This window comes from Actinoplanes sp. NPDC051405, assembly GCF_055586185.1.
In genome coordinates this window covers 164,159-188,239 of sequence record NZ_JBVJIR010000021.1, presented here as the reverse complement: position 1 = coordinate 188,239, position 24,081 = coordinate 164,159, and the positions used below count along the sequence as shown (strand labels likewise).

Here is a 24,081-nt window from a genome sequence, read left to right as displayed (position 1 = left end):
CTCTTCCCCCCCTCCTCCATTTTTCTTGGGGCCCTTTGGTGTTTCTTGTGCTTGGTGTTGTTTTTTTTTTTTTTTTGTTTTTTTTTTTTTTTTTTTTCCCCCCCCCCCCCCCCCCCCCCCCCCCCCCCCCCCGGCGCATGCTCAGGTACGGCCATGCGCGGCCCTGTCCCTCCGTCCGCGCCCAGGAGGTGACTGGGTGAAGGCCCTTTCGCCCGGATGCGGTCAGCGATACGCCATGGCCGACCAGGACCGCACCACAAAGCGCGGCCGGTAGCAGGGGCGGGCGGCCTGATGACAACCAGGCTGCGGCGTGATGGCAACCAGGCTGGGGCGTGGTGGAAAGCGGGCTGGCGGCCCGGTGTTGAGCCCGGCGGCGGCCTGGTCGGGGAGCCCGGCCGGTGGACCGGTGTGGAGTCCAGCCGGTGACCGGTGGATGTCTTGGCCGGCGGCCTGGTGGGACACACCGGGCTGGTGGCTCGGTGGAAGGCCCGGCCGGTGGCCCGGTGGGAAGCTGTGGCCGGGCGGACCGGTGGAAAGCCCGGCCCGCGGCCTGATGCGAACTCCGGTCCGCGGACCGGAGGAAAAACCCGGCCCGGCCCGCTGGATAGCCCGGCCGCACCAGCAAAGGCGCCGGTCAATGGCCTCTCAGCCGTCGCCGATCACCGGCAGCTCCCACAACCGGAATGGCCCGTCCGCGAGGAAACGGCGTTCACCCGATGCCGGTGGATCCCGGCCCACCGCCACGAGTAATGCCCCTTGCGGCCGCCGCCGCAGCGATGCCGCCCGATCCACCGACCATCCCGCTGCCGGTCCGGTAACCGGTCGCCCAGGTCTCCGGCAACGGCGGTGACTGAGGCTCGCCCGAAACTGCCCGCTGTCGTCCGACTGCCGCCAAACCGCTCTGCGGGCTATCGACGCGCTCGTGGCGAAACGTCTGCCGCCGGACCGCACGTTTGCCCCAGGGCAAGGGCGGCGCCGGTCTCGCCACCGCTAAAGGTAAGTGCGTGCCGGCCCACGAGTACTGGCCTTAAAGGCATAGGCGCCACGCCAATGGTCGCCCGGCAGGTGATCTCTAACGGTGGCATTGCGTACGCGACTGGTGACAGTAAGGCGAATAGCCGCCCCGGGATAGCCGGGACCGGAAAGATTGCGGTGAGTCCGGTTCAGGCGGTACGGAGTTTCGGCAGCATCGGCGCCACCGCTTCCAGGATGCGTTCGTCGCCCGCGTACCAGCTCGACTTGCGGGGCCAGTGCGTCAACACATCGGTGAAGCCCAGCTCCGCCGCCCGCCCCACCGCGTCCGTGAACGCTTCGACGCTGCTCAGCGACAGCACCGGCGACGAGTCGAGGTTGAGATACCTGTCCACCGTACGGTCGCCTGCCGCCTCGGTGAACCTGGCGCTGACCTCCGCCACCGACCGCCACCATGCCGCCTCGTCGTCCACCGCCTGCGCTCCGGTGGTCACCCAGCCGTCGCCGTAGCGGGCCGCCAGGCGCAGGGCGCGGGGGCCGTTCGCCGCCACCACGAGCGGTGGGCGGGGCTGCTGGACCGGGCCGGGGATGCTGCGGGCGTCCACCGCGCTGTAGTACGTACCCGTGAAGTCGGCCTTGTCGTTCTCCAGCAGCCGGGTGAGCAGCTCGAGGAACTCGGCGAAGCGGTCCACCCGTTCCTTCGGGGTCAGCTCGGCCGCGCCCAGCACCGCCGAGTCGAAGCCGGTGCCGCCCGCGCCCACGCCGAGCAGCAGCCGGCCCTGGGAGATGTCGTCCAGGGCGGTGATCTCGCGGGTGAAGTGCACCGGGTGGCGGAAGTTGGGCGAGGCCACGAAGGTGCCGAGGCGGATCCGGCGGGTCACCATGGCCGCCGCCGTCAGGGTCGGCACTGCGTCGAACCAGGGGCCGTCGACGAGGTCGCGCCAGCCCAGATGGTCGTAGGTCCAGGCGTGGTCGAAGCCGTACTCCTCGGCCAGGCGCCAGCGCCGGCCGGCCACGGACCAGCGTTCGTCGGGAAGGATCACGATGCCGATACGCACGCGAGGACGCTACCTCACGCCGAGCGCAGGCCGTCCTCGTCGCCCGTGGCCGTGGCCGGGCCGGCCGCCGCGTCGAACGCCGCCATCGCCCGGACCAGCTCCTGCCGGCTGGTCGGGCTCATCCGTTCGAGCACCTCGGCCAGGGCGGACCGGCGGCGTTCGCGCAGGTCCTCCAGCAGGCGCTGGGCGGTCGGGGTGAGCAGCAGCCGGACCTCGCGGCGGTCGCGGGGATCCGGCACCCGGCGCAGCAGACCGGTGGCCTCCAGCCGGTCGCACAGCCGGCTCGCCGAGGACGGCACCACGTCGAGCGCCTCGGCGAGGCGGCTCATGTTCGTGTGCGGGCCGCGCGAGATGATCGTGAGTACGCGCAGCTGCGCCGGGGGTACGGCCGGCGACTGCGCGAGCCGGGCGCTCTCCAGGACCCCCAGCAGAGACTCCACCGTCGACTCCATCGCCGCTGCGACGTCCGTGACGCGATCCATGCCGGTCCTCTGTGTGCTCAAAGTCGGGGCATTTCGGCCTACCAGGTCATGGCCTCTCCCAGCCTGGACCACGTCGGTCATCGCCGCCAGTCGAGGCAGACGGTGACCGCGTCGTCGTCCGGATCGGCGCCCGCGTGATATTCGCGCAGGCCCCGCATAACCGTACCCACTGCCTCGGTGGCGGGCTGCAGGCGCGTCCGGCGCAGCGCGGTCAGCAGGGCGCTTTCCCCGTACGGGGCCCGTCCGCCCGGCGTGGCGGCGTGCACCCCGTCGCTGACCACGAGCAGCCGGTCGGCCGGTTCGAGCCGGAACCGCTGGATCTCGTACCGGGTCTCGCCGAACATGCCCAGCGGCAGCTGCTGCTCCAGGATCACCGGCTGGATGTCCCGCTCGCGGGCGATGACCGCGCGGGGTGAGCCCGCGTCCACCGCGGCCACGTGCCCGCCGATGAGGTCGATCTCCAGCAGCAGGGTGGCGGCGTGAGCGGCGCCGCCGTACCGGGCGTGGATGGCGTCGCCGGCCAGTTCGGCCTGTTCGACGATGTCGGCGCCGGAGCGGCGGGCGTTGCGCATGGCGTTGACCGCGACGGTGGTGAGCACCGCGGCGTCGAGGCCGTCGCCGGCGCCGTTGAGCACAGTGATGGTGAGCCGGTCGCCGGCCAGCGTCCAGTCGAAGTGGTCGCCGAAGACGGCGTACGCGGGCTCCAGCTGCCCGGCGACCAGAAAGCGTTCGTCGCCCAGCGAGCGGCCCGGCAGCAGCTCCCATTGCAGCTCGGCCGCCATGGTCAGGCGTTCCCGGCGGATCACCCGGCGGTAGCGGTCGGTGACCGCGTCGGCGGCCCGCAGGGCGACGGCGAGCTCGTCGGCGACCGCCGACAGGTCGCCGGTCAGACCGGTGCCCGAGGGCAGGGTGGTCTGCACGACGAGCACGCCGAGGCGTTCGCCCCAGACGGTCAGCGGCAGGTAGGCGCGGTTGGCGTCCGCGGCGATGTCGACCAGCGGACGCTGGCTGCCGAAACAGCGCACGGCCAGGGCGTTGCCGGGCGGTCCACCGGGCTCGAGCAGCGGCCACAGGCCGGTCAGGGTCAGGTCGCCGAGCAGCACCTCGACCCGGCCGGCCGCGTAGTGCCGGCGCAGGTGGTCCGCCACGACCTCGGGCAGCCGGTCGGGCGGCGCCGCGCGCAGCAGCGCTCCGACGAGCGTCGGACGGTCGGACAAGGGCTGACCTCTTTCTCCTCGGGGCGCGGGACAGCGACCGGACAGCAATATTTGCTGTACGGCAAGGATGATAGGGGCACGGCGAAGCGGCCCGGCGGCGGGCAGCGGGCAGCGGGCCCGACAGATCAGGGGTACGGCGGATCAGGGGTACGGCGGTACGGCGGGTCGCTCAGTGCGCGCCCGCACCCCCGGCCAGTGCGAAGGACTTCTCGAAGTGGATGAGGCTGCCGCTGCGCGGGGTCGACTGCATCCGGACGTTGTCGCTGAGTGCCTTGATCAGGAACAGGCCCCGGCCGCGCTCGCTGTTCGGACCGGGGTCATCGACCGCGCTCGCGTCGAAGCCGGCGCCGTTGTCGGCGACGTCGATCGCGCAGCGGTCCTCGGCCACGTCCAGGCAGACCTCGATGCCGTCCGCGCCGGTGGCGTGCTTGACCACGTTGGCGCACGCCTCGGTCAGGGCCAGCTCCAGATCGTCGCCGTCCTGACGGTCGACGTGGAACGCCGACAGGGCACACCGCAGCAGCCGGCGCACCGCGGGAACGCTGTCGACCTCACGCGGCAGGTTGAGCCGTACCGAGATACGCATGCGACTCCTCCCCCCGTTGTCGACCCGGCACCTGCCCGGTCCGCTGACAGTGATGTTCCCGCCGGACGGCCCGGCTAATCCCGGTACGCGCGATCCGGCTTCCCGCCGGTCCGGAACCGGCCGTCCGAAGTTCTTGTTATCGCAGGCCGTTCGGGCGGTCTCCCTTCCCGTGGTCGGCGAAACGGCCGCCGCGCGCAATGATCGAGGCTCCACGGGAAGAGGTCAGGACTCTGATGGCGTTTCAACCGGACACCGCGACGGTGGTCGCCGCCCGCGCCGGCGACCCGGCCGCGGTCGACCGCCTGGTCGCCGGGTACCTGCCGCTGGTCTACACGATCGTCGGCCGGGCCCTGGACGGGCACGCCGACGTCGACGACGTCGTGCAGGACACCATGCTGCGCGTCCTGCGCAACCTCGGTGACCTGCGCGAACCCGAGGCGTTCCGGTCCTGGCTGGTGGCCATCACCGTGCGTCAGGTGCGGGAGCGCTACCGGGTGCGCCGGTCGGCGCCGGACACCCTGTTGCCCGACGACGTCCGCGACCCGGGAGCCGATTTCACCGACCTGGCGATCACCCGGCTGGAGCTGGCCGGGCAGCGCCGGGAGACCGCCGAGGCCACCCGCTGGCTCGACGATGACAACCGGGAGCTGCTCTCGCTGTGGTGGCTGGAGGCCTCCGGCGAGCTGACCCGGGACGAGATCGTCGCCGCGACCGAGGTGACCCGCCAGCACGCCGCGGTACGGATCCAGCGGATGAAGGGCCAGCTGGAGACGGCCCGGGTGGTCGTGCGCGCGCTGGCCGCCAATCCGCCGTGCGCGGACCTGGCGCTGGTCACCGCCGAGTGGGACGGCCGGCCCGGCGCTCTGTGGCGCAAGCGCATCGCCCGTCACACCCGTGACTGCCGGCAGTGCTCACCGGCCTGGTCGGGCCTGGTGGCGGCGGAACGGCTGCTGGTCGGCATGGCCCTGGTGCCGCTGCCGCACACGCTCAGTGGCGGTGCCCTGTCCGCCTTCGGTGGCGCGCAGGCCGGTTCGCACGTCGCCCACGTGGTCTCGGGCAAGGCGCTGGCCGCCAAGATCGCCGTGAAGGGCAGCGTCGGCGTCGGCCGGCGGGTGCTCACCGCGATGCTGGCGACCGGCACGGTGGCCGGTGGCGGTGCGGCCGTGGTCGTGTACTCCAACGCCGACAAGCCGGTCGCCAACGCGGCCGTGATCTCCACCGCCGCGCCCACGCCGCGGCTGTCCCTGCCGGCCGCGCCCACGCCCAGCGCCACCTCGGTGTCGCCGTCGGCCAAGCCATCGCCGACGAAGAAGAAGACCAAGGCGCCCGTCGCGCCGGTGCCGGCCACCGCCACCTCGGCCAAGAAAGGCGTCGGCACCTGGCAGTTCGACGGCATCAAGGGTGCGCTCGACGACGTCGGCGCGGGCTGGTACTACAACTGGTCACCCGACAACGACTCCATGCCGGGGCCGGCCGACGTCGAGTTCGTGCCGATGATCTGGGGCAAGGCCAACGTGACGGCCGCGACCCTGGCCAAGGCGAAGCGCGAGGGTGACGTGCTCCTCGGCTTCAACGAGCCGGACATGGGCGGGCAGGCGAACATGAGCGTCGAGGACGCCCTCACCGCCTGGCCCAAGCTGCAGGAGACCGGCCTGCGGCTGGGCAGCCCGGCCGTCGCCTACGGCGGGGACACCGCCGGCGGCTGGCTGGACCGGTTCATGAAGGGCGCGAAGGAAAAAAATCTCCGCGTCGACTTCATCACTGTGCACTGGTACGGCTCGGACTTCAGCGACGCCGCGGTCGGGCAGTTCCTCGGCTACGTCGACGCCGTGCACGCCCGCTACGACCTGCCGATCTGGGTCACCGAGTACGGCCTGATGAACTTCACCGGCTCCCCGAAGTACCCGACGGGCGCCCAGGAGGCGGCCTTCATCAAGGGCACCACGACCGGCATGGAGAAGCGTTCCTTCGTCGAGCGGTACGCCTGGTTCGGGCTGCCCGCGGTGGGTGACAGCGTCGACTTCGGTCTCTACAAGGACGCCTCCACCCCGACCGAGGCGGGCAAGGCGTACAAGGCCGCCGGGTAGCACCGCGGGATAGGGTCGGATCATGATTCGGTTCGGCTACAAGGCATCGGCGGAGCAGTTCGCCCCGCGCGAGCTGCTCCGCTACGGCATCCAGGCCGAGCAGCAGGGTTTCGACTCGGTGTTCGTCAGCGACCACCTGCAGCCGTGGCGGCACGACGGCGGGCACGCCCCCGCCGCGCTGCCCTGGCTCGGCGCGCTGGCCACCAGCACCGAGCGGGTCCTGCTCGGCACCAGCGTGCTCACCCCGACGTTCCGCTACCACCCGGCGGTGGTCGCCCAGGCGTTCGCCACCCTCGGCTGCCTGGCGCCCGGCCGGGTCATCCTCGGCGTGGGCTCGGGGGAGTCGCTCAACGAGGTGCCGCTCGGCCTGCAGTGGCCGGACGGCAAGGAGCGCTTCGCCCGCCTCAAGGAGGCGGTCACCCTGATCCGCCGGCTCTGGACCGAGGACCGGGTGACCTTCGAGGGCACCTTCTACCGCACCGAGCTGGCCACCATCTACGACAAGCCGGAGCAGCCGGTGCCGATCTACATCGGCGCCTCCGGCCCGGCCGCGACCCGGCTCGCCGGGCGCATCGCCGACGGGTTCATCACCACCAGCGGCAAGGGCAGCGAGCTCTACACCGACACGCTGCTGCCGGCCGTCCGCGAGGGCGCCGAGAAGGCGAGCAGGTCACTCGACGACGTCGACCTGATGATCGAGGTCAAGGTCTCCTTCGACCCCGATCTCGAGCAGGCCCGCAACGACACCGCCTACTGGGGTGCGCTGGCGCTGTCGCCGGAGGAGAAGACCGGCGTGGAGGACCCGATCGAGATGCAGCGACGGGCCGACGCGCTGTCGGTGGACCGTACGGTCACCCGCTGGATCGTCTCGTCGGAGCCGGACGAGCACGCGGCGAAGGTCGCCGAGTATCTCGACATGGGTTTCAAGCACCTGGTCTTCCACGCGCCGGGCCCGGACCAGGACCGCTTCCTGCGGGTGTACGGCGAGCAGATCCTGCCCCGCCTGCGCGACCGCGTCGCCCAGGGCTAATACCCGCGGTAGTTCTCGCCCGGCACCGCCCGCAGGTGCGCCGGGCCGTCCCAGCGCTCGTCCCGGCCCTCGCCCTGGATCACGGTGAGGTCCGGGCGGCCGGGCTCGCCGCCGCGCCGCCGCACTGACCGCCGGCCGTCGCGTCCCCGGCCCTCCCGGCTGTCACGGTTCCGGATGTCACGTTCCTGGATGTCGCGGTCCCGGCCGGGCGGGGGCACCGAGTGCCGGGCTGCGTGCCGCCCGGTCGGCTCGTCCGCGTAGGGGCTCTGCCGGGCCGCCGGCAATTCGTAGCGGGACCCCGCGGATGTCTCGAAGCGGGACTCCCGAGGTGTCCCGAACCGCGCCTCCCGAGGTGTCTCGAAGCGGGGTGCCTCGAAGCGCGTCGCCCGGGAGGCGTCGTAACGCTGCGGGGCCGGGCGGCGGCCGATCCGCCACCGGCGGACGTACTCGCTCCACGCGGTCCGCAGTGCGCGCAGCGCCGCCGGCAGGACGCGGCGGGGCCGGTCGTCGCCGTGGATGCGGGGATAGCCGACCGTGGCGACCTCCACCACCCGCAGGCCCTGGGTCGCCATCCGCAGCGTGGTCAGGGTGTCGATCTCCGGCCCCTCACCCCAGGCCAACCGGCCGCGCTTGGGCCCGCGCGCGTCCGGGGCCGGCAGCTCCAGCGCCGGCAGCAGCTCGCGCCAGTAGGCGTTGTAGGCGCAGCTGAGGTCGGTGAAGCGGGTGCCGAAGAAGAGGTTGACGACCCGGCACAGCACCGCGTGCCCGAAACGTTCGGCGGCGCCGGCGTCGCGGTGGTCGCCGCCCGGGCGCAGCCGCGAGCCGTGGGCCGCCTCGGCGCCCGACAACAGGGCGTCCACGAAGCGGGGGATCTCCTGCGGGTCGGCCGAGCCGTCCGCGTTGAGCGTGACCACGATGTCGCCGGTGCTCGCGGCGAACCCGCAGACCAGCGCGTTGCCCTTGCCCGAGCGGGTCTGGCGGACCACGACCACGTCGGGGCGCACCTCGCGGGCGACCGCCACGGTGTCGTCGCGGGACCGGCCGTCGACGACGACGACCTCGTCCACCGGCGGCAGGTTCTCCAGGATCAGCGGCAGGTTGTGCTCTTCGTTGAGGGCGGGGATCACGACGGTCACGGTTGGCGACGACCACGAGGCGTGGTTCGCCGGCTGTCGCGGCGCGGGAGGCATGGCGGTGGCTCCTCGGCGGGTGCGGTACGGAGGTCATCGGGGGGACCGGGCAACAACTTACCAATCGATTACGGTGCGTCAACTGGTCGCGGGGGTGACGGTGGGGCCGGCCGCGGACAGTCACGAATATGCAGCTCCGGTGCCCCTTTACCGGTTAAGCAACGGAGAACCGTGACAGATCGCCCACTGCGCTGCGTGACGAAAGGTGGGATTTCGACACCCCCATAAACGGCATTCCGGGCGCGGAGGAATCCGTACGGTGATGGATGTGCGGGATAGGGTTCGGGTGGGGCCGCCGTCTCCAGGGCCGGCCGGCCACCCGAGCGTGGAGAGGAAATTCTCAGTGAAACTGGGTCTGCACATCGCCGATTTCACCTGGCCCGACGGCGCGGCGAGGCTGGGGCCGGTGCTGGCCGACGTGGCCACCGCGGCCGACGAGGCCGGCTTCGACCGGATCAGCGTCATGGACCACCTGTGGCAGATCTTCGGCACTCCCGAGCACGAGATGCTGGAGGCGTACACCGCGCTCGGCTTCCTGGCCGCGCACACCCGCCGGGCCAAGCTGCTCACCCTGGTGACCGGCGTCGTCTACCGCGACCCCGGCCTGCTGGCCAAGGCTGTCACCACCCTCGACGTGCTCTCCGGCGGCCGGGCCATGCTCGGCATCGGCGCCGCCTGGAACGAGGAGGAGTCCCGAGGCCTGGGCCTGTTCTTCCCGCCCACCGCGGAACGCTTCGAGCGCCTCGAGGAGGCCCTGCAGATCTGCCTGCGGATGTTCCACGGTGACGAGGCGCCGTACGAGGGCAAGCACTACCAGCTCGGCCGCCTGCTCAACTCCCCGCTCCCGCTGTCGAAGCCGCACCCGCCGATCCTGATCGGTGGGAGCGGCGAGAAGAAGACGCTGCGCTTCGTCGCCAAGTACGCCGACTCGTGCAACCTCTTCGGCGTTCCGGAGGTCGAGCACAAGCTCGACGTGCTGCGGCAGCACTGCGCCAACGAGGGCCGCGACTACGACACCATCGAGAAGACGGTGTTGCTCAACCTCGACCCGGGGGAGAAGGGCGAGCGCGTCGCGGAGGTGATCGCCGACCTGACCCGCTACGCCGGCCTCGGTTTCACGGTCGGGCACGGCATGATCGCCGGCGTCTCCGATCTGCGCAAGATCGAGACGCTGCGCTCCGAGGTCATGCCCGCGATCGAGGCGCTGTGACGGTGCAGGCGGTGGTCTTCGACCTCGACGGCGTCATCATCGACACCGAGGAGGTCTGGGAGGAGGTGCGCCGCGGCTACGTCGCCGAGCACGGGCGCGAGTTCCTCGCCGACACCCAGACCCGGATGATGGGGATGAGCACCGGCGAGTGGTCCACGCACCTGAGCGCCGAGGTGGGCGTGCCCCGCACCCCGGAGCAGGTCGCCGCGGACGTGCTCGCCCGGATGGCCGAGCGGTACAGGTCGGCGCTGCCGCTGATCCCCGGCTCGGTCGACGCGGTCCGGCGGCTCGCGGAACGCTTTCCCGTGGCCCTGGCCAGTTCGTCCGCCCGGATCCTCATCGACCAGGTCCTCGAGACGGCCGGGCTGGCCGGCACGTTCCGGGTGACGCTGTCCACCGAGGAGGTGCCCCGCGGCAAGCCGGCGCCGGACGTCTACCTGGCCGCGGTCGAGCAGCTGGGTCTGACCCCGGAGGTCTGCGCGGCGGTCGAGGACTCCAGCAACGGCCTGCGATCGGCGGCCGCGGCGGGGCTCGCGGTCATCGCGGTGCCGCACGGGGTCTATCCGCCCGCGGCCGACGCGCTGGCGCTGGCGAGCCTGGTCATCGACGGTCTGGACGAGCTCACGGTCGAGGCGGTCGAGAAGCTCCGCTGAGCGGTTCTCCGGGCCGGCCCGTGCGGCCGGCCCGGGACCCCGCTTCGGGGTAGGTGGGCAGGTCGATGCCGCTGCTGCGGTCGCCGGCGATCTTGTACGTCATCGTCATGAACCACGCCCGATTGTGCAGCCAGTTGCGGATCGCCAGGCCGTGCGCCGTCTTCGGGGCCAGGAACCGGCCCGCGCCCGCACCGCCCTTCTGCGCGCGCTTGGCGAAGCGGCTGATCCGGGCCTGGTAGCGCGGGAACGCCACGGTGTGGTCGCCGTCCGCCGCGGCCAGTTCGCCGGCCAGCGTGTACGCCGCCACCAGCGCCGTACCGTTGCCCATGCCGCCGATGGTGGCCCCGCACGCGGCGTCGCCGACCAGGGCGATCCGTCCCCGCGACCAGGGCTCGATGTCCACCCGGCAGATCTGGTCGAAGTAGAGGTCGTCGGCGGTGTCCAGGGCGGCCAGCATGCGCGGCACCTCCCAGCCGAGGTCCGCGAAGCGCTCGCACACCAGCTGCTTCTGCGCGTCGAGGTCGTACCGGTCGTAGCTAAGCTCGGGCGACGCGAAGACGACGAACGCGCCGGCCTGCGCCGGGTCCCGGTGGTCGCCGCCGATCGAGGCCAGCCGTCCGGGGGTGTTGTGGCCGAGGGTGTCGCGGCCCAGGCCGAGGTGGTTCGGCATCGGCCAGCCGGCGACGTAGTAGCCGAGGTGGCTGACGTACTGCCGTTCCGGGCCGAAGGTCAGCCGGCGGACGTTGGAGTGCACCCCGTCGGCCCCGATGACCAGGTCGAAGGTGCGCTGCCGGCCGGAGGCGAAGGTGACGTCGACGCCGCCCGGGGTCTCGTCGAGGGCCGCGATGCTGTCGCCGAAGAGGTACTCGGTGTGCTCGCCGGCGGCCGCGCAGAAGATCCGGGACAGGTCGCCGCGCAGGATCTCGATGTCGCCACCGGCGAAGTCGGCGGGCATCTCCATGGTCCGCCGCCCGTCCGCGTCCACGAAGCGCATCGCGGTGCCCCCGGTCTGCACCTCGCGCAGGGCGTCCAGCACGCCCATGCGTTCCAGCAGGCCCAGGTGGACCGGACCGCGGAAGTCGACGGCGTTGCCGCCTGTGCGCAGGGCCGGGGCGATCTCGACGATCGTCGGCCGGAAACCGTGGCGGCCCAGCCAGTAGGCCAGGGCGGGCCCGGCGATGCTCGCGCCCGAGATCAGGACTGTGCCGATCATGGTGGCTCCAAACTGTGTCCGTAGGTATCAGTTATTTCTGTGTACGGTAGAGACAGTTGTCGCCGGAGCGCAAGAGGGTTGTCCGATGTCAGTGGAGTTCCTGTGGGACGGGCGGGCCCAGCCCACGCGCGGGCCCAAGCCGGCGCTGACCCTGGAGAGCATCACGGACGTCGCGATCGCGGTCGCCGACGCGGAGGGCCTGGCCGCCGTTTCCATGCAGCGCGTCGCCGCCGAGCTCGGCAAGACCAAGATGTCGCTCTACCGCTACCTGCCGGGCAAGGCGGAGCTGGTGGCACTCATGATCGAGCGCGCGATCGGGGAGCCGCCGGAGTTGCCGGCCGGCTCCTGGCGCGTTGCGCTCACCGAGTGGTCGGAGCGGCTCTTCGCGGCCTATCTGCGGCACCCGTGGTCGGTCGACGCCACGGTCGGACGGCGTCCGCTCGGCCCGCGCGAGCTCGGCTGGATGGAGTGCGCCCTGGCCGCCCTGGGCAGCGGGTCCGGGCTCACCGGGGCGGAACGGCTGGACGCCGTCGCGGTGCTGGCCGGGCACGCCCGGATGCTGGCCCAGCAGTCCGCCGCCCGGCTCGACGAGGACGGGATGAACGCGGCGATGAGCGAGGTCATGACCCGGCACGGCGCGCGTTTCCCGCAGCTGGTCGCGGCCATGCGGGAGACGGCCGTCGAGGGCGGCCAGAACCAGGCGTTCACCTTCGGCCTGGACCGCATCCTCGACGGCCTCGCCGCCCTTATCGACCGGCGCTCGGTGCGCAGCTGAGCCGGGCGTCGGCCCAGTCCGCATGGTCGAAGTTGCGGCCGTCCCCGCCGTCGGTCGCCCGCAGGGTCAGGATCCGCACGCCGGTGACGTCGACGCTGAGCGCGGCGGCCGGGTCGGCACTGCGCCGGATCCCGGTCGACGCCAGCGGCCGCGCGTCGCCGAGCACCTGGAAGTCCACCGAGCCGGACTGGGTCACCTCGTCGTCGATGCCGGCCACCGCGGTGAAGCCGGTGCAGGCGCCACCCAGCCAGACCGTGATCTCGCCGGGGGCGTGCATGCCGAGCCCCTTGGCGTACACGGTGCCGCGGATGGTCAGCGGGCGGCCGTCACCGCGGTCGGCCTCCCCGTTGGACCGGTCGCGCTCGACCGGCCCGTACCCGTTGCTCTCGCTCAGGAACGGCAGGTCGCTGACCGCCGGGGCGCCGGCCGGGTCGGCCGGCGGCACCAGGACCCGGACCGCCTGCTCGACGTGCACCGGCCGGCGGCTTCCCGGGGCGTCGGGCGAGCCCGGATCGGCGGGGAAGGTGAAGTCGGCCGCGACCGGCAGGTCGGTGAAGCCGGTGGTGACGCCGGCCGGTGCGGTGAGCCGCCAGGTGCCGCGCAGGATGTCGCCGCCGCGCATGGTGGCGTCGCGGACGACCGCGCCGGAGACGGTCCAGCCCGCCGGCGGTACGGGCGCCAGCGTCACCCCGGTGATCGGCCCACCGGCGGGCAGCGTGAACGTCGCCGACACCGACAGCGTCCCCTCCGGACGGACATCCGCGCTCGCCGGGTCGACAGTCAGCGTGGTGGCCGGCACCCGCCGTACGGGCCGGTCGCACGTCGCCGACCCGGTGTACGCGCACAGCACGGTGACGAATCCGCCGTTGGTGCGCTCCGGCACGGTGAGCGTGTCTCCGCGGCGCACGATCCGGCTCTCCCGCACCAGTCCGCCGTCGCCGTCGCGCAGTGTCTCGGCCAGGTAGCGCCCGCTGCCGAGGAATCCGAGCGGGGTGCTGAACGTCTTGGCGGCCACCGCGGAGATGCCGCCGACGTACCAGCGGTCGTCGTGCCGCCGGGCGATGACGGCCTCCTGGCCGGGGGCCCCGGCGAGCAGCTTGGTCTCGTCCCACACGGTCGGCAGCTGGCTCAGCGTCCGCAGCGCCTCGGGGTGCGACTCGTACGTCTCGGGCTTGTCGGCCGGGTGCTGCCAGCCGGACTCGTAGACCACCGCGAGGGCCACCTCGTGCGCGTCGGTGGTGTCCCGGTCGGCCACCACCCAGGTCACCGGCGTGTAGTCCATGCCGCCGACCACGTTGCGGGTGAACGGGAACATCGTGTTGGTGGCGGCCCGGGTCCGGAACTGCTCGGCGCCGCGGATCCCCTCCAGCGTCATGACGTGCGGCCACGTGCGCTGCACCCCCCGCGGGACGGTGGCGCCGTGGAAGTTGACCATCAGCTTGTGGGCGGCGGTGGCGGCCAGGATCTCGTCGTACCACCGGAAGCGGGCCTGGCTGTCCGAGTCCATGAAGTCGACCTTGACCCCGGCCACTCCCCACGACTTGAGCAGCGGCAGCATGGTGTCCCGCTCCTGCGCGGTGTCCAGCGCGGTCCAGTGGAACCAGAGCAGCACGTCGACCCCGCGGGCCCGGGCGTAGCGGACCACGCCGGGCACCCAGTCGGCACTCCAGCCCTCGTCGATGAGCACGTAGGGCCAGCCGTTGCGGGCGGCGAAGTCGATGTACTGCCGTTGCCGCGCCGGGTCGCCCGGGCTGCTGTGCTCCGACAGCCAGGACCAGGCGGTGGTGCCGGGCCGCACCCAGGAGGTGTCGGTGAGCTTCGCCGGCGGGGCCAGGTCGTCGACCAGCATCGAGCCGGTGACGGTGGCCAGGTCGCCGACGATCGCCGTACGCCAGGGGGTGGCCAGCCGGCCGGTCGCCACGATCTGCGGGTCGGCGAGCTTGATCGTGTACGCGCCTGAGCCGGCGCTGTGGGTCAGCCGGGCGCCGGAGTAGCGTCCGTCCACGTCGGACTCGGTGATGAGGGCGTAGTTGCTCCCGACCCGGAACAGCGACGGGAAACCGTAGTCACCGGTGGCGGCGGCGCCGCGGTGGTCTGCACCCGTTCGTTCTCGTAGTTGGGGGAGTACGGCAGCAGCCACGCGGGCGCGTCGGCCGGCATCGAGAACGACGACGTCTCCCCGGTGATCGTGCCACCGGCCGGCAGCACGTACCGGTAGGCGGCGCCCTCGGCCGACACCCGCACCACGAGGTCCAGGCGGGCCCCGCCGGCGCCGGTGAAGGCGAACGTCGACTCGGTGAGCGTGACGTCGCGGGCGAGCTGTTTGCCGGTGGTCTTGGTGTACCGCTCGCGTACCGTGCGGTTGCCGCGCGACACGAAGGTCAACCCCGCGCTGAGGTCGGCCGCGGTGGTGACGATGCCGATCGGTGCCGGGGACAGCACGGCCGTGCCGGCCCGGTCGACCCCGAAACTGAGCCGGCCGGCCTCGTCGAGGGCGAGCCGCGCGTTCACCGCGGCTCCCGGGCCGCTCACGGACCAGGACAGCGGCTCCGCGGCGGCCGCCGAAGTGGCCAATGTGGTGGCGGCCAGCGCCGCACCGAGCACAGTGGAGGACAGTCGCCGTAGGCGCATCGGATCTCCTTCGCGTCGAAGGATGACCATATTTCACGCGCGTTAATGAGATCCAGAATAATATTTATTACTGCCGATCGGGCCCGGCGGGATACGCCGGGCCCGATGCGCGGCTACTGCGGCAGCTGCCGGCGGTCGGCCGGAGCCCGGCGTTCCGCCGGGGTTGCCGGTGCGGTGGTGACCGTCGCCCCGGCCGGGGCCGGGGTGAGCGTGGCGCGGCCGGTGACCGGCAGGATCAGGCGGCTGGCGGCCAGGTCGACCCGTACGGTGGCGCCGGTGTCCGGTGCCTCGGTGAACTCCGGGTCGCTCTGGGTCAGGACCAGGCCCAGGGTGTGCCCGGCCGCGACCGTCACGTCGTAGGCGCTGAGCGGGACCGCCACGGTGTACCAGCGGTCCGCCCGCAGCGGCGTGGTGAAGCGCAGCGACACGTGGTGCGCCGCGTCCAGCCAGCCGCGGGTCAGCACCTCGTGGTCGGAGGTCACCACCCGCTCGGCCACGTCGCGGTAGCAGGCGTCGTCGGCCGCCGTCGACGCTCCCCAGCACGACTCCGTGGCCAGGGTCCGCACACCGTCACCACTGCCGTAGTCGACCCGGGTGGCGGTGCCGTAGTCGACCAGCCGGGCGGTGAGCTGGGTCGTCGGGCGGTCGACGCGGATCCGCAACCGTACGGACGGCGACCCGGAGATGCGCAGCGGCGCGCGCAGCGGCCCGTAGAGCACGGCGAGCCGCCCCGCCACCTCCTCCGACGGCGAGGCCACGGCCACGTCCTCGGTCAGCGACGCGTCGGTGTACGAGGCCACCGACGACCCCAGCGGCACACTGACCTCGCGGGTGCCGGGCAGCGGCCAGTCACGGGCCGCGGTGAAGACGCCGGGCGCGGTCTCGATCGTGGCCCGCGGCTGGGCCATGACGCCGTTGCGCAGGCCCTGCAGCCAGTAGTCGAACCACTGGTGCAGCGTGCCGACCCACTCCGCGCGGCGTACGTCGAACGGGTCCACGTGCCCGGTGCGGTGCAGCCAGATCTTGCGCGGCACGCCCTGCTCGGCCAGTTCCTGCCACCAGGCGGCGAACTGCGGCGTGGTCACGTTCAGGTCGTTGAGGCCGTGCACCACGAAGACGCTTGCCCGGACACGGCCGGCGGCCGGGCGGTAGTCGCGGGCGCGCCAGAACGCGTTGTAGTCACCGGTGTCGTCGGCGCTGTCGGTGGCCAGCGAGGAGGTCACCGCCGCGCACTCGGTGAGCCGGTCGCTGACCACGGACTGCAGGTAGTTCGGGTAGCCCGAGGAACGCAGGGAGCCGTTGTAGCGCATGTAGTCGTACCAGCTGGAGATGGCCGAGATTCCGACGATGGTCTCCAGCCCCCGGACCCCGGTGGCGGCGACGCCGTTGGCCACCGAGCCGTCCCAGGACTTGCCGATCATGCCGACCTTGCCGGTGCTCCAGGAGCGGGCCGAGACCGGTGTGCCGTCGGCGGTGAAGCCCCGGGCCCGCCCGTTGAGCCAGTCGATCGCCGCGCGGGCCCCGGCCACCTCGGCCGGGCCGCCGACGTCCTCGCAGCCCGTCGAGCGGCTGGTGCCGCTGAGGTCGACGGCGGCGAACGCGTACCCGCGGGGCACGAAGTAGTTGTCGTAGAACAGCGGTGCCTTGCTGATCACGCCCTGGGCGTCGTACTGCTTGAGCTCGCCCTCGTTGCCGCGGCCGCAGCAGGCGTAGTACGGCGAGGCGTCCATGATGATCGGCACCTTGACGCCGGCGGCCGTGCGCGGGCGGACCAGGTCGACCGCGACCCGGTCGGGCACGCCGTCCCGGTCGGCGTCGGTGGGGGTCTGGACCCACACGCTCTCGCGGATCGCGTCGGCGTAGTCGTAGACGGGCACTGTCTCGCCGCCGCGCACGAAGGGCGGGGCGGCCGAGGCGGGCGCGGGCACGCTGAGCAGACCGGCGAGCACGACAAGTGCGACGAGCAGAGCTCGGGGTGCGGCAACGGGCATGGCGGTCCTTCCGGGAACGATGGACATCCATGCCATTCGATCGCACGAGGGGTGCCGGGTGAAGCCGGACCGCCGATTTACCTGGATGAAACAAGCAGGTGTGAAGGATCTTCATGACGGGTATCGCGGCCTGGACTGCACAGGAGGTGCCCGTGGAGACGCTCGCGGCTGAGGGGCTACGGCTCGATCTCGACGTTTTCGACTACCTGATCCTCGCGATCTATTTCGCGACCGTCCTGGGCGTGGGTTTCGCCGCCCGAAGAGCGATCAAGACCAGCGCCGACTTCTTCCTGTCCGGCCGATCGATGCCCGCCTGGGTCACCGGCCTGGCGTTCGTCTCGGCCAACCTCGGCGCGCTCGAGATCATCGGCATGGCCGCCAACGGCGCCCAGTACGGCCTGATGACCCTGCACTACTACTGGATCGGCGCCGTACCGGCGATGGTCTTCCTGGGCATCGTGATGATGCCGTTCTACTACGGTTCCAAGGTCCGCAGCGTCCCGGAGTTCCTCCGGCTGCGCTTCAACCGGCCCACCCACCTGGTCAACGCGGTCACCTTCGCGATCGCCCAGGTGCTGATCGCCGGCGTCAACCTGTACGCGCTGGCGCTGGTGCTCGACGCGCTGCTCGGCTGGCCGCTCTGGGTGTCGATCGTGATCGGTGCGGCCATCGTGCTGCTCTACATCGGCATCGGCGGGCTCTCCTCGGCGATCTACAACGAGGTGCTGCAGTTCTTCGTCATCCTGGCCGGGCTCATCCCGATCACCGTCGTGGGCCTGGTCAAGGTCGGCGGCATCGACGGCCTGTTCGACTCGGTCCGCGAGAGCAAGCTCGGCGACGCCGCCCTGCACACCTGGCAGGGCACGGTGAGCACGGACAACCCGCTGGGCGCGAACTGGATCGGCATCGTCTTCGGCCTGGGCTTCGTGCTCTCGTTCGGCTACTGGACGACGAACTTCGCCGAGGTGCAGCGGGCCCTGTCGGCCAAGGACATGAGCGCCGCCCGGCGCACCCCGATCATCGGCGCGTTCCCGAAGCTGTTGATCCCGGCGGTCACGGTCATCCCCGGCCTGATCGCCATCATCACGGTCAAGGGGCTCGGCGCCGACGAGGGTGACCTGGTCTACAACAACGCCATCCCGCTGCTCATGCGCGACCTGCTGCCCAACGGCGTGCTCGGGATCGCGGTGACCGGCCTGATCGCCTCGTTCATGGCCGGCATGGCCGCCAACGTCAGCGGGTTCAACACCGTCTTCACCTACGACCTGTGGCAGACCTACATCCGCAAGAACCGTTCCGACGACTACTACCTGCGGATCGGCCGGCTCGCCACGGTCGGCGGCATCGTCGTCGGCATCGGCACCGCGTTCATCGCGGCCGGCTTCAGCAACATCATGAACTACATCCAGGCGTTGTTCTCGATCTTCAACGCCCCGCTGTTCGCCACCTTCATCGTCGGGATGTTCTGGAAGCGGATGACCGCCTGGGCCGGCTTCTGGTCGCTGACGCTGGGCACGCTGTCGTCGCTCACCCTGTACCTGCTGTACCTGGCGGACGTGGTCAAGTTCAACTCCGACCTGGAGGAGAGCTTCTGGGGCGCGGGCCTGGCCTTCGCCACGGCGGTGGTGACCGCCGTCGCGGTCACCATGGTGACCGAGTCCAAGCCCGAGAACCAGCTGCGTGGCCTGGTCTACGGCCTGGCCGGACCGTCTACCTCCGGCGAGGTGATCATCGCGGGCGACAAGGTCTGGTGGCGCAACCCCGTGCTGCTCGGTGGCATCGCTGTCGCGCTGGCGTTCCTGCTGTACATCCCCGTCTGGTGACCGGCGCGAGCCGCGAGAGGAGTTGAGATGTCCGAGGAGACCAACGGTCCCGATGATGAGCTGCTGGCCCAGACCGCGGAGGCGGAGAAGGTGTCCGCCGCGGCCCGGCTGTTCGACGTGCGGCGGGTGATCGGCGGGTTGTTCGTGGTGTACGGCCTGATCGTCACGCTGCTGGGGATCTTCGACAGCCCGTCGGAGATCGACAAGGCGCAGGGCGTCCGGATCAACCTCTGGATGGGGCTGGCGATGCTGGCGCTGGGTGCGTTCTTCCTGCTCTGGCTGCGGTTGCGGCCGACCCAGGTGCCCGCGGCCAAGGCGGATCCGGACGCCGACGCGGGGCCCCGGAAGCCCGTGGGTGACTGAATGGCAACCCGGGCCGCCTGATTGATGGAGAAGCCGGTGCGGCCCGGGTGCAAGACGGTTGCACCCCTACCCCGACCCTTCCGATCCACCGGGGGTGCTTCCGATACTCAGGTCATGGAACCCCTCGCCTCAGTGAGCTTCGCCGGCGGTGCAGGACAACGGCCCGTCGGCTGGCAGATGCAGCTTCGTGTTGACTATGCCGTCAACAAGGTCATGCAGACGCATCGCGGCAAGTCCGAGGATGACGTTGCCCAGGCCATTCAGGATCAGCTGCGTAGTGTCGGCGTCGTGCCGAACTACCGGCAGATCGCCCAGTACGCGGCGGCGATCTCCAATTTGCCGCTGCTTCCGCCCAACAATCGGACGTGACGCCTGCGCTCCGCCGCCCGAGCCGTCACCGGGCGCGGAAGCGCAGGATCCGGTCGTCGCCATCCTGTACGTCGCCTCGGCCGTCCGTGTTCGAGGTGGTGAGCCAGAGGGCACCGTCCGGCGCGACGGCTACCGTACGTAGCCGTCCGTACCGCCCGGAGAACTCGGCCTTCGGCTCGCCGCCGTCGAGCGGCACGGTCCACAACCGCTGCCCCCGCAGCGCGGCGACGTACAGGGTGTCGCCGGCGATCGCCGCCCCGGACGGGGAGGCCTCATCGGTGCTCCACGTGACGACCGGGTCGACGTAGTCCCCGTCGCCACCCTTGCCCTCGACCTCGGGCCAGCCGTAGTTGCCGCCGGGCTCGATCTTGTTGACCTCGTCGAGGCGGTTCTGGCCGAACTCGATGCCGTACATCGTGCCGTCCGCCGCCCAGGCGAGGCCCTGCACGTTGCGGTGCCCCAGGCTCCAGACCGGCGAGCCGGCCTCAGGGTTGCCCGGCGCGGGCCGGCCCTCCGGGGTCAGCCGCAGGATCTTGCCGTTGGTGTCGCCGGCGTCCTGCGAGGCGCTGCCGTCCCCGGCGTCCCCGGTGCCCGCGTAGAGCATCTTGTCCGGGCCGAAGGCGATCCGGCCGCCGTTGTGGATGCCGGCCTTGCCGATCCCGTCGAAGATCACTTCCGGGGTGCCGCCGCCGAGCTTGAACCGCACGATCCGGTTGTCGTCCGCCGCGGTGTGGTAGGCGTAGACCCACCGGGTCCGGGCGTAGTCGGCGGCGACCGCCAGGCCGAGCAGCCCGCCCTCGCCGTCGGCCGCGACTCCCGGCACCGTGAAGACCTGCTCCGGCTTTCCGCCACCGGTCCGCACCCGCAGCACACGCCCGCTGTCCCGCTCCGCCACCAGCGCGCTGCCGTCGGGCAGGAAGGCCATTCCCCACGGCACCTCGAGCCCGGTCGCCACGGTCTCCGGGGCGCTCAGATCGGGGGTGCCGCGGTCCGTGGACGGGGCGGCCGAGGCGGGCGCGGTGGCAGCCGGCGCGCTCGCGCGGGGCGCGGGAGCGGCAGCCGGCTCCTCGGCGGAGCAAGCGGCCAGCAGGGCCGCGCCAGCAGCGGTAACAGCCACTTGCCAGCGCATCCTCGACCGATCGGCGGTTGACATGGCACCCACCGTGCCTCGCCTGGCTGAGAGAAACCTGAACGGGTACGGACCGTTACCATTTCTTCACCGATACAGGTATGCACATCCTTGACAGCCTCGGCGGATGGCCGGGAGGGTCCACACACGACCTTCCCACCCATGGAGGCTCACACCATGACCCCAGCCCGCCGGGCTACCGCCTGCGCGTTATCTCTTCTGACAGTGGCCGCCGCGGCCCTGTCCGGGATCGCGCCGGCCGCCGCCGTACCAGCCGAGGACGATCTCGCGGTGTACGTCGGCACCCTTGACGCAGCACAGCTCCAGCGCCTTCGGGCGGTCGGCATCGACCACGACGAGAGCGCCGTGACCGCCGCCGCCGACGGCAAAGTCACCGTCCAGCCCATCCTCGGCCGCCGCCAGGCCGAGTCCCTGATCGCCGCGGGCGTGCCGCTGGCCGAGAAGCGCAAGTCCACGGCGATGCGCAAGCAGGCCGCCGCCGCGCCGACCGTCTTCCGGCAGTACAACGCCCCCGGTGGCCTCCGCGAGGAGCTCGCCGACACCGCCGCCCGCAACCCGCGCCTGGCCAAGCTGGTCACCGTCGGCAAGACGGTCCGCGGCGTACCCATCCAGGCCGTGAAGGTGACCCGCGACGCGCGGTTCGTGCCCGACGGGCGCCGCCCCGCGACGATCTATCTCGGCGCGCAGCACGCCCGCGAGTGGATCACCCCGGAGATGACCCGGCGGCTGATGCACCACGTCATCGACGGCTACGGCACCGACCCGGCGCTGACCAGGCTGCTCAACACCACCGAGGTCTGGTTCCTGCCGGTGGTGAACCCGGACGGTTACGACTTCACCTTCACCGAGGGCCACCGGCTGTGGCGCAAGAACCTGCGCGACAACAACGGCGACGGTGAGATCACCGCGGGCGACGGTGTCGACCTCAACCGCAACTTCGCGGAGAAGTGGGGTTACGACAACGAGGGCTCGTCGCCCGACCCGGCCAGCGAGACCTACCGCGGCCCGAGCCCCAACTCCGAGCCCGAGACCAAGGCGCTCGACGCGCTCTTCAAGCGGGTCGGCTTCGAGTTCCTGGTGAACTACCACTCGGCCGCCGAGCTGCTGCTCTACGGCATCGGCTGGCAGGTCAGCACGCCCAGCCCGGACGACCAGATCCAGATCGCCCTGGCCGGCGACGACGCGCACCCGGCCGTGCCCGGCTACGACCCGGACATCTCGGCCGAGCTCTACACCACCAACGGCGACACCGATTTCCACGCCCAGGTGCGCACCGGTGCGCTCGGCTTCACCCCGGAGATGAGCACCTGCGAGACGATCTCCAACCTCTACCCCGACGACCAGTGGAAGGCCGAGGACTGCGAGAGCGGCTTCAACTTCCCGGACGACGAGAAGCTGATCGAGGACGAGTTCCGCAAGAACCTGCCGTTCGCGCTGTCGGTCGGCCAGTCGGCCGTCGACCCGGACAACCCGGTCTCGACCGTCGGGCGCAGCACCGCCGACCTGACCGTCGACGCGTTCAGCACCTCGTACGGCTCGCGCCAGCAGGTCGCCGTGACCGCCCGCCGGGCCCTGCGCGACGTCACCCTGCACTACCGGGTCAACGGCGGGCGTGAGCGCACCGACCGGACCCGGGAGTGGGGTGGCGGCGAGCGCTACGGCGACGGCGTCGACAAGTACTTCGCCGAGCGCCGGGGCACAGTCACCAAGGCCCGCGCCAAGGACAAGGTGCAGGTCTGGTTCACCGCCCGCAACGGCCGCAGGACCGTCAAGTCGGCGAGCTTCACCTACACCGTGGCCGACAAGATCGGCGGTGACGTGCTGGTGCTCGCCGCCGAGGATGTCACCGGGGTCTCGCCGGCCAACACCGACGGTGCCACCACTGCCCGCTACGCCGCCGCGCACGTGGCGGCCCTCAAGCGCGCCGGCCGCTCGGCCGACGTCTACGACATCGACGCCAACGGTCGTCAGGCCCCGCACCCGCTCGGTGTGCTCTCGCACTACCGGACCGTGCTGTGGGAGACCGGCGACGACATCATCCCGCGGGCGCCCGGCCAGCCGGCCGGCACCGTGGCCCGCTCGGCCCTGGAGACCGAGCTGGCCGTGCGTGACTACCTGAACGAGGGTGGCAAGCTGCTGTTCAGCGGCAAGTACGCCGGCTTCGCGCAGGCGGCCAACGGTGCCTACGTGTACCAGCCGAACGGTCCGGCGGAGTGCCTGGCGGCGAACGACCCGACGTGTCTGCCGCTGGGCAACGACTTCGAGCAGTACTGGCTCGGGGCGTACTCCTACGTCAGCGACGGCGGCACCAGCGCGGAGGGCACGCCGTACCCGCTGGTCGGCACCGAGGGAGCCTTCAAGGGCTTCAGTGCCACCCCGGCCGGTGACCACACCGGCTCCTTCCTGACCACGTCCAGTTTCCTGCCGCCGAAGCAGTTCCCGCAGTTCGGCAACTCGCGGGCGCCGATCGACTGGCAGTTGCCCGGCGCGGCGCCGTACGACCCGTACGACGGTGACTGGTACCTGTGGAGCGGGCAGTCGGACGTCTCGTACAAGCGGCTCACCAAGACCGTCGACCTGACGGCGGCCACGGCCGCGCGGCTGAAGTTCCAGACGTCCTTCGACACCGAGGCGAACTGGGACTTCATGTTCGTCGAGGCGCACGTGGTGGGCACCGACGACTGGACCACGCTGCCGGACGCGGGTGGGCTGACCACCACCGAGACCGGGGACAGCTGCCAGTCCGGCATCGAGACGATCCACCCGTTCCTGACCCATTACCAGGGCGAGGGCTGCACGCCGACCGGCACCACCGGCACCTGGAACGCGGCGACCGGCACCAGCTCCGGCTGGAAGCAGTTCGACGCCGACCTGGGCGCCTACGCGGGCAAGCAGGTCGAGCTCTCGATCTCCTACATGTCGGACTGGGGCACCCAGGGCCTGGGCGTCTTCCTGGACGACGTGCGGGTCGAGGTCGGCGGCGCGGTCGCGCAGCAGACCTCGTTCGAGGCGGACCTCGGCGGCTGGACCGTCGCCGGGCCGCCGCCCGGCTCCGGCCGCAACAGCACCGACTGGGCGCGCAGCCAGCTCGCCTTCGACTCCGGTGCCGCCGTGACCACCGCGGACAGCGTCTACCTGGGCTTCGGCCTGGAGGGGCTGCCCGAGGACAAGCGCGTGGACCTGGTCCGCCGGGCCCTGCGTCACCTGAAGAGGTAATCCTCTTTCGGAGGTAAACCGCCAGAACCGCAGATCGCGCCGCGCGCTTGCTCTAGACAGGAGGC

Annotated in this window: 19 protein-coding genes; 9 read left to right on the top strand and 10 right to left on the bottom strand. The window is 71.5% G+C overall.

Features of this window, described 5'->3' with window-relative positions; all coding sequences use genetic code 11:
* Positions 1–1,163: 1,163 nt before the first annotated feature.
* The 4 genes from ACZ6S4_RS36980 to ACZ6S4_RS36965 form a co-directional block, all read right to left on the bottom strand.
* Positions 1,164–2,030: an LLM class flavin-dependent oxidoreductase gene (locus tag ACZ6S4_RS36980; protein ID WP_465479361.1), complete on the bottom strand. Its 867-nt coding sequence runs from the start codon at positions 2,028–2,030 to the stop codon at positions 1,164–1,166.
* A 14-nt stretch (positions 2,031–2,044) separates the two neighbouring features.
* Positions 2,045–2,512, bottom strand: coding sequence for a MarR family winged helix-turn-helix transcriptional regulator (locus ACZ6S4_RS36975; protein ID WP_360553222.1), 468 nt, complete (start codon positions 2,510–2,512; stop codon positions 2,045–2,047).
* A gap of 77 nt (positions 2,513–2,589) precedes the next feature.
* A complete protein-coding gene (locus ACZ6S4_RS36970; RefSeq protein ID WP_465479360.1) occupies positions 2,590–3,729 on the bottom strand; it encodes a PP2C family protein-serine/threonine phosphatase in 1,140 nt (379 codons plus the stop codon).
* 169 nt (positions 3,730–3,898) lie between these two features.
* Entirely contained in the window at positions 3,899–4,315 is a 417-nt protein-coding gene (locus ACZ6S4_RS36965) for an ATP-binding protein (RefSeq protein ID WP_465479359.1), read from the bottom strand.
* Between the two features lie 233 nt (positions 4,316–4,548).
* On the opposite strand from ACZ6S4_RS36965, the gene ACZ6S4_RS36960 reads away from it, so the two are divergent.
* The gene (locus ACZ6S4_RS36960; protein ID WP_465479358.1) at positions 4,549–6,402 is read left to right on the top strand and encodes a sigma-70 family RNA polymerase sigma factor; all 1,854 of its coding nucleotides are present in this window, start codon (positions 4,549–4,551) and stop codon (positions 6,400–6,402) included.
* A gap of 22 nt (positions 6,403–6,424) precedes the next feature.
* Positions 6,425–7,432 (top strand): glucose-6-phosphate dehydrogenase (coenzyme-F420), encoded by a 1,008-nt coding sequence (gene fgd / locus ACZ6S4_RS36955; RefSeq protein ID WP_465479357.1) that lies wholly within the window; start codon positions 6,425–6,427, stop codon positions 7,430–7,432.
* Here fgd and ACZ6S4_RS36950 read toward each other — a convergent pair.
* A complete protein-coding gene (locus tag ACZ6S4_RS36950; RefSeq protein ID WP_465479356.1) occupies positions 7,429–8,568 on the bottom strand; it encodes a glycosyltransferase family 2 protein in 1,140 nt (379 codons plus the stop codon). The two genes, fgd and ACZ6S4_RS36950, sit on opposite strands and share 4 nt — an antisense overlap.
* Before the next feature lie 397 nt (positions 8,569–8,965).
* Here ACZ6S4_RS36950 and ACZ6S4_RS36945 point away from each other — a divergent pair, with 397 nt between their 5' ends.
* A complete protein-coding gene (locus ACZ6S4_RS36945) occupies positions 8,966–9,832 on the top strand; it encodes an LLM class F420-dependent oxidoreductase (protein ID WP_465479355.1) in 867 nt (288 codons plus the stop codon).
* Complete coding sequence (locus ACZ6S4_RS36940; protein ID WP_465479354.1) at positions 9,829–10,485, top strand: HAD family hydrolase; 657 nt, start codon at positions 9,829–9,831, stop codon at positions 10,483–10,485. The genes ACZ6S4_RS36945 and ACZ6S4_RS36940 overlap by 4 nt, the downstream gene beginning before the upstream one ends.
* Here ACZ6S4_RS36940 and ACZ6S4_RS36935 read toward each other — a convergent pair.
* A complete protein-coding gene (locus ACZ6S4_RS36935) occupies positions 10,454–11,698 on the bottom strand; it encodes an FAD-dependent monooxygenase (protein WP_465479353.1) in 1,245 nt (414 codons plus the stop codon). The genes ACZ6S4_RS36940 and ACZ6S4_RS36935 overlap by 32 nt on opposite strands.
* Positions 11,699–11,783: 85 nt before the next feature.
* On the opposite strand from ACZ6S4_RS36935, the gene ACZ6S4_RS36930 reads away from it, so the two are divergent.
* Entirely contained in the window at positions 11,784–12,473 is a 690-nt protein-coding gene (locus ACZ6S4_RS36930) for a TetR/AcrR family transcriptional regulator (RefSeq protein ID WP_465479352.1), read from the top strand.
* On the opposite strand, the gene ACZ6S4_RS36925 is transcribed toward ACZ6S4_RS36930, so the two are convergent.
* From ACZ6S4_RS36925 to ACZ6S4_RS36915, 3 genes are all read right to left on the bottom strand, one after another.
* A complete protein-coding gene (locus ACZ6S4_RS36925; protein WP_465479368.1) occupies positions 12,445–14,493 on the bottom strand; it encodes an NPCBM/NEW2 domain-containing protein in 2,049 nt (682 codons plus the stop codon). The two genes, ACZ6S4_RS36930 and ACZ6S4_RS36925, sit on opposite strands and share 29 nt — an antisense overlap.
* Positions 14,448–15,104: a glycoside hydrolase family 97 N-terminal domain-containing protein gene (locus ACZ6S4_RS36920; protein ID WP_465479351.1), complete on the bottom strand. Its 657-nt coding sequence runs from the start codon at positions 15,102–15,104 to the stop codon at positions 14,448–14,450. The genes ACZ6S4_RS36925 and ACZ6S4_RS36920 overlap by 46 nt, the downstream gene beginning before the upstream one ends.
* Before the next feature lie 113 nt (positions 15,105–15,217).
* Positions 15,218–17,095 (bottom strand): Xaa-Pro dipeptidyl-peptidase, encoded by a 1,878-nt coding sequence (locus tag ACZ6S4_RS36915; protein ID WP_465479350.1) that lies wholly within the window; start codon positions 17,093–17,095, stop codon positions 15,218–15,220.
* Positions 17,096–17,208: 113 nt separating this feature from the next.
* Between ACZ6S4_RS36915 and ACZ6S4_RS36910 the strand changes: the two genes are divergently transcribed.
* The 3 genes from ACZ6S4_RS36910 (at position 17,209) to ACZ6S4_RS36900 (ending at position 19,650) form a co-directional block, all read left to right on the top strand.
* Positions 17,209–18,918, top strand: a complete 1,710-nt coding sequence (locus tag ACZ6S4_RS36910; protein WP_465479349.1) for a sodium:solute symporter family protein — start codon at positions 17,209–17,211, stop codon at positions 18,916–18,918.
* 27 nt (positions 18,919–18,945) lie between these two features.
* Positions 18,946–19,281: a hypothetical protein gene (locus ACZ6S4_RS36905; RefSeq protein ID WP_465479348.1), complete on the top strand. Its 336-nt coding sequence runs from the start codon at positions 18,946–18,948 to the stop codon at positions 19,279–19,281.
* Positions 19,282–19,395: 114 nt separating this feature from the next.
* Positions 19,396–19,650, top strand: coding sequence for a hypothetical protein (locus ACZ6S4_RS36900; RefSeq protein WP_465479347.1), 255 nt, complete (start codon positions 19,396–19,398; stop codon positions 19,648–19,650).
* 25 nt (positions 19,651–19,675) lie between these two features.
* On the opposite strand, the gene ACZ6S4_RS36895 is transcribed toward ACZ6S4_RS36900, so the two are convergent.
* Complete coding sequence (locus ACZ6S4_RS36895; protein WP_465479346.1) at positions 19,676–20,803, bottom strand: PQQ-dependent sugar dehydrogenase; 1,128 nt, start codon at positions 20,801–20,803, stop codon at positions 19,676–19,678.
* A 153-nt stretch (positions 20,804–20,956) separates the two neighbouring features.
* Between ACZ6S4_RS36895 and ACZ6S4_RS36890 the strand changes: the two genes are divergently transcribed.
* On the top strand, positions 20,957–24,016 hold the full coding sequence (locus ACZ6S4_RS36890; RefSeq protein WP_465479345.1) for a M14 family metallopeptidase: 3,060 nt from the start codon (positions 20,957–20,959) through the stop codon (positions 24,014–24,016).
* Positions 24,017–24,081 lie beyond the last annotated feature (65 nt).

Bases quoted from the DNA above. Each gene is read 5' to 3' on its own strand.
- ACZ6S4_RS36975 (WP_360553222.1), bottom strand. From the start codon at position 2,512: ATGGATCGCGTCACGGACGTCGCAGCGGCGATGGAGTCGACGGTGGAG.
- ACZ6S4_RS36965 (WP_465479359.1), bottom strand. From the start codon at position 4,315: ATGCGTATCTCGGTACGGCTCAACCTGCCGCGTGAGGTCGACAGCGTT.
- ACZ6S4_RS36960 (WP_465479358.1), top strand. From the start codon at position 4,549: ATGGCGTTTCAACCGGACACCGCGACGGTGGTCGCCGCCCGCGCCGGC.
- fgd (WP_465479357.1), top strand. From the start codon at position 6,425: ATGATTCGGTTCGGCTACAAGGCATCGGCGGAGCAGTTCGCCCCGCGC.
- ACZ6S4_RS36935 (WP_465479353.1), bottom strand. From the start codon at position 11,698: ATGATCGGCACAGTCCTGATCTCGGGCGCGAGCATCGCCGGGCCCGCC.
- ACZ6S4_RS36930 (WP_465479352.1), top strand. From the start codon at position 11,784: ATGTCAGTGGAGTTCCTGTGGGACGGGCGGGCCCAGCCCACGCGCGGG.
- ACZ6S4_RS36920 (WP_465479351.1), bottom strand. From the start codon at position 15,104: ATGCGCCTACGGCGACTGTCCTCCACTGTGCTCGGTGCGGCGCTGGCC.
- ACZ6S4_RS36915 (WP_465479350.1), bottom strand. From the start codon at position 17,095: ATGCCCGTTGCCGCACCCCGAGCTCTGCTCGTCGCACTTGTCGTGCTC.
- ACZ6S4_RS36910 (WP_465479349.1), top strand. From the start codon at position 17,209: ATGACGGGTATCGCGGCCTGGACTGCACAGGAGGTGCCCGTGGAGACG.
- ACZ6S4_RS36905 (WP_465479348.1), top strand. From the start codon at position 18,946: ATGTCCGAGGAGACCAACGGTCCCGATGATGAGCTGCTGGCCCAGACC.
- ACZ6S4_RS36900 (WP_465479347.1), top strand. From the start codon at position 19,396: ATGGAACCCCTCGCCTCAGTGAGCTTCGCCGGCGGTGCAGGACAACGG.
- ACZ6S4_RS36895 (WP_465479346.1), bottom strand. From the start codon at position 20,803: ATGTCAACCGCCGATCGGTCGAGGATGCGCTGGCAAGTGGCTGTTACC.
- ACZ6S4_RS36890 (WP_465479345.1), top strand. From the start codon at position 20,957: ATGACCCCAGCCCGCCGGGCTACCGCCTGCGCGTTATCTCTTCTGACA.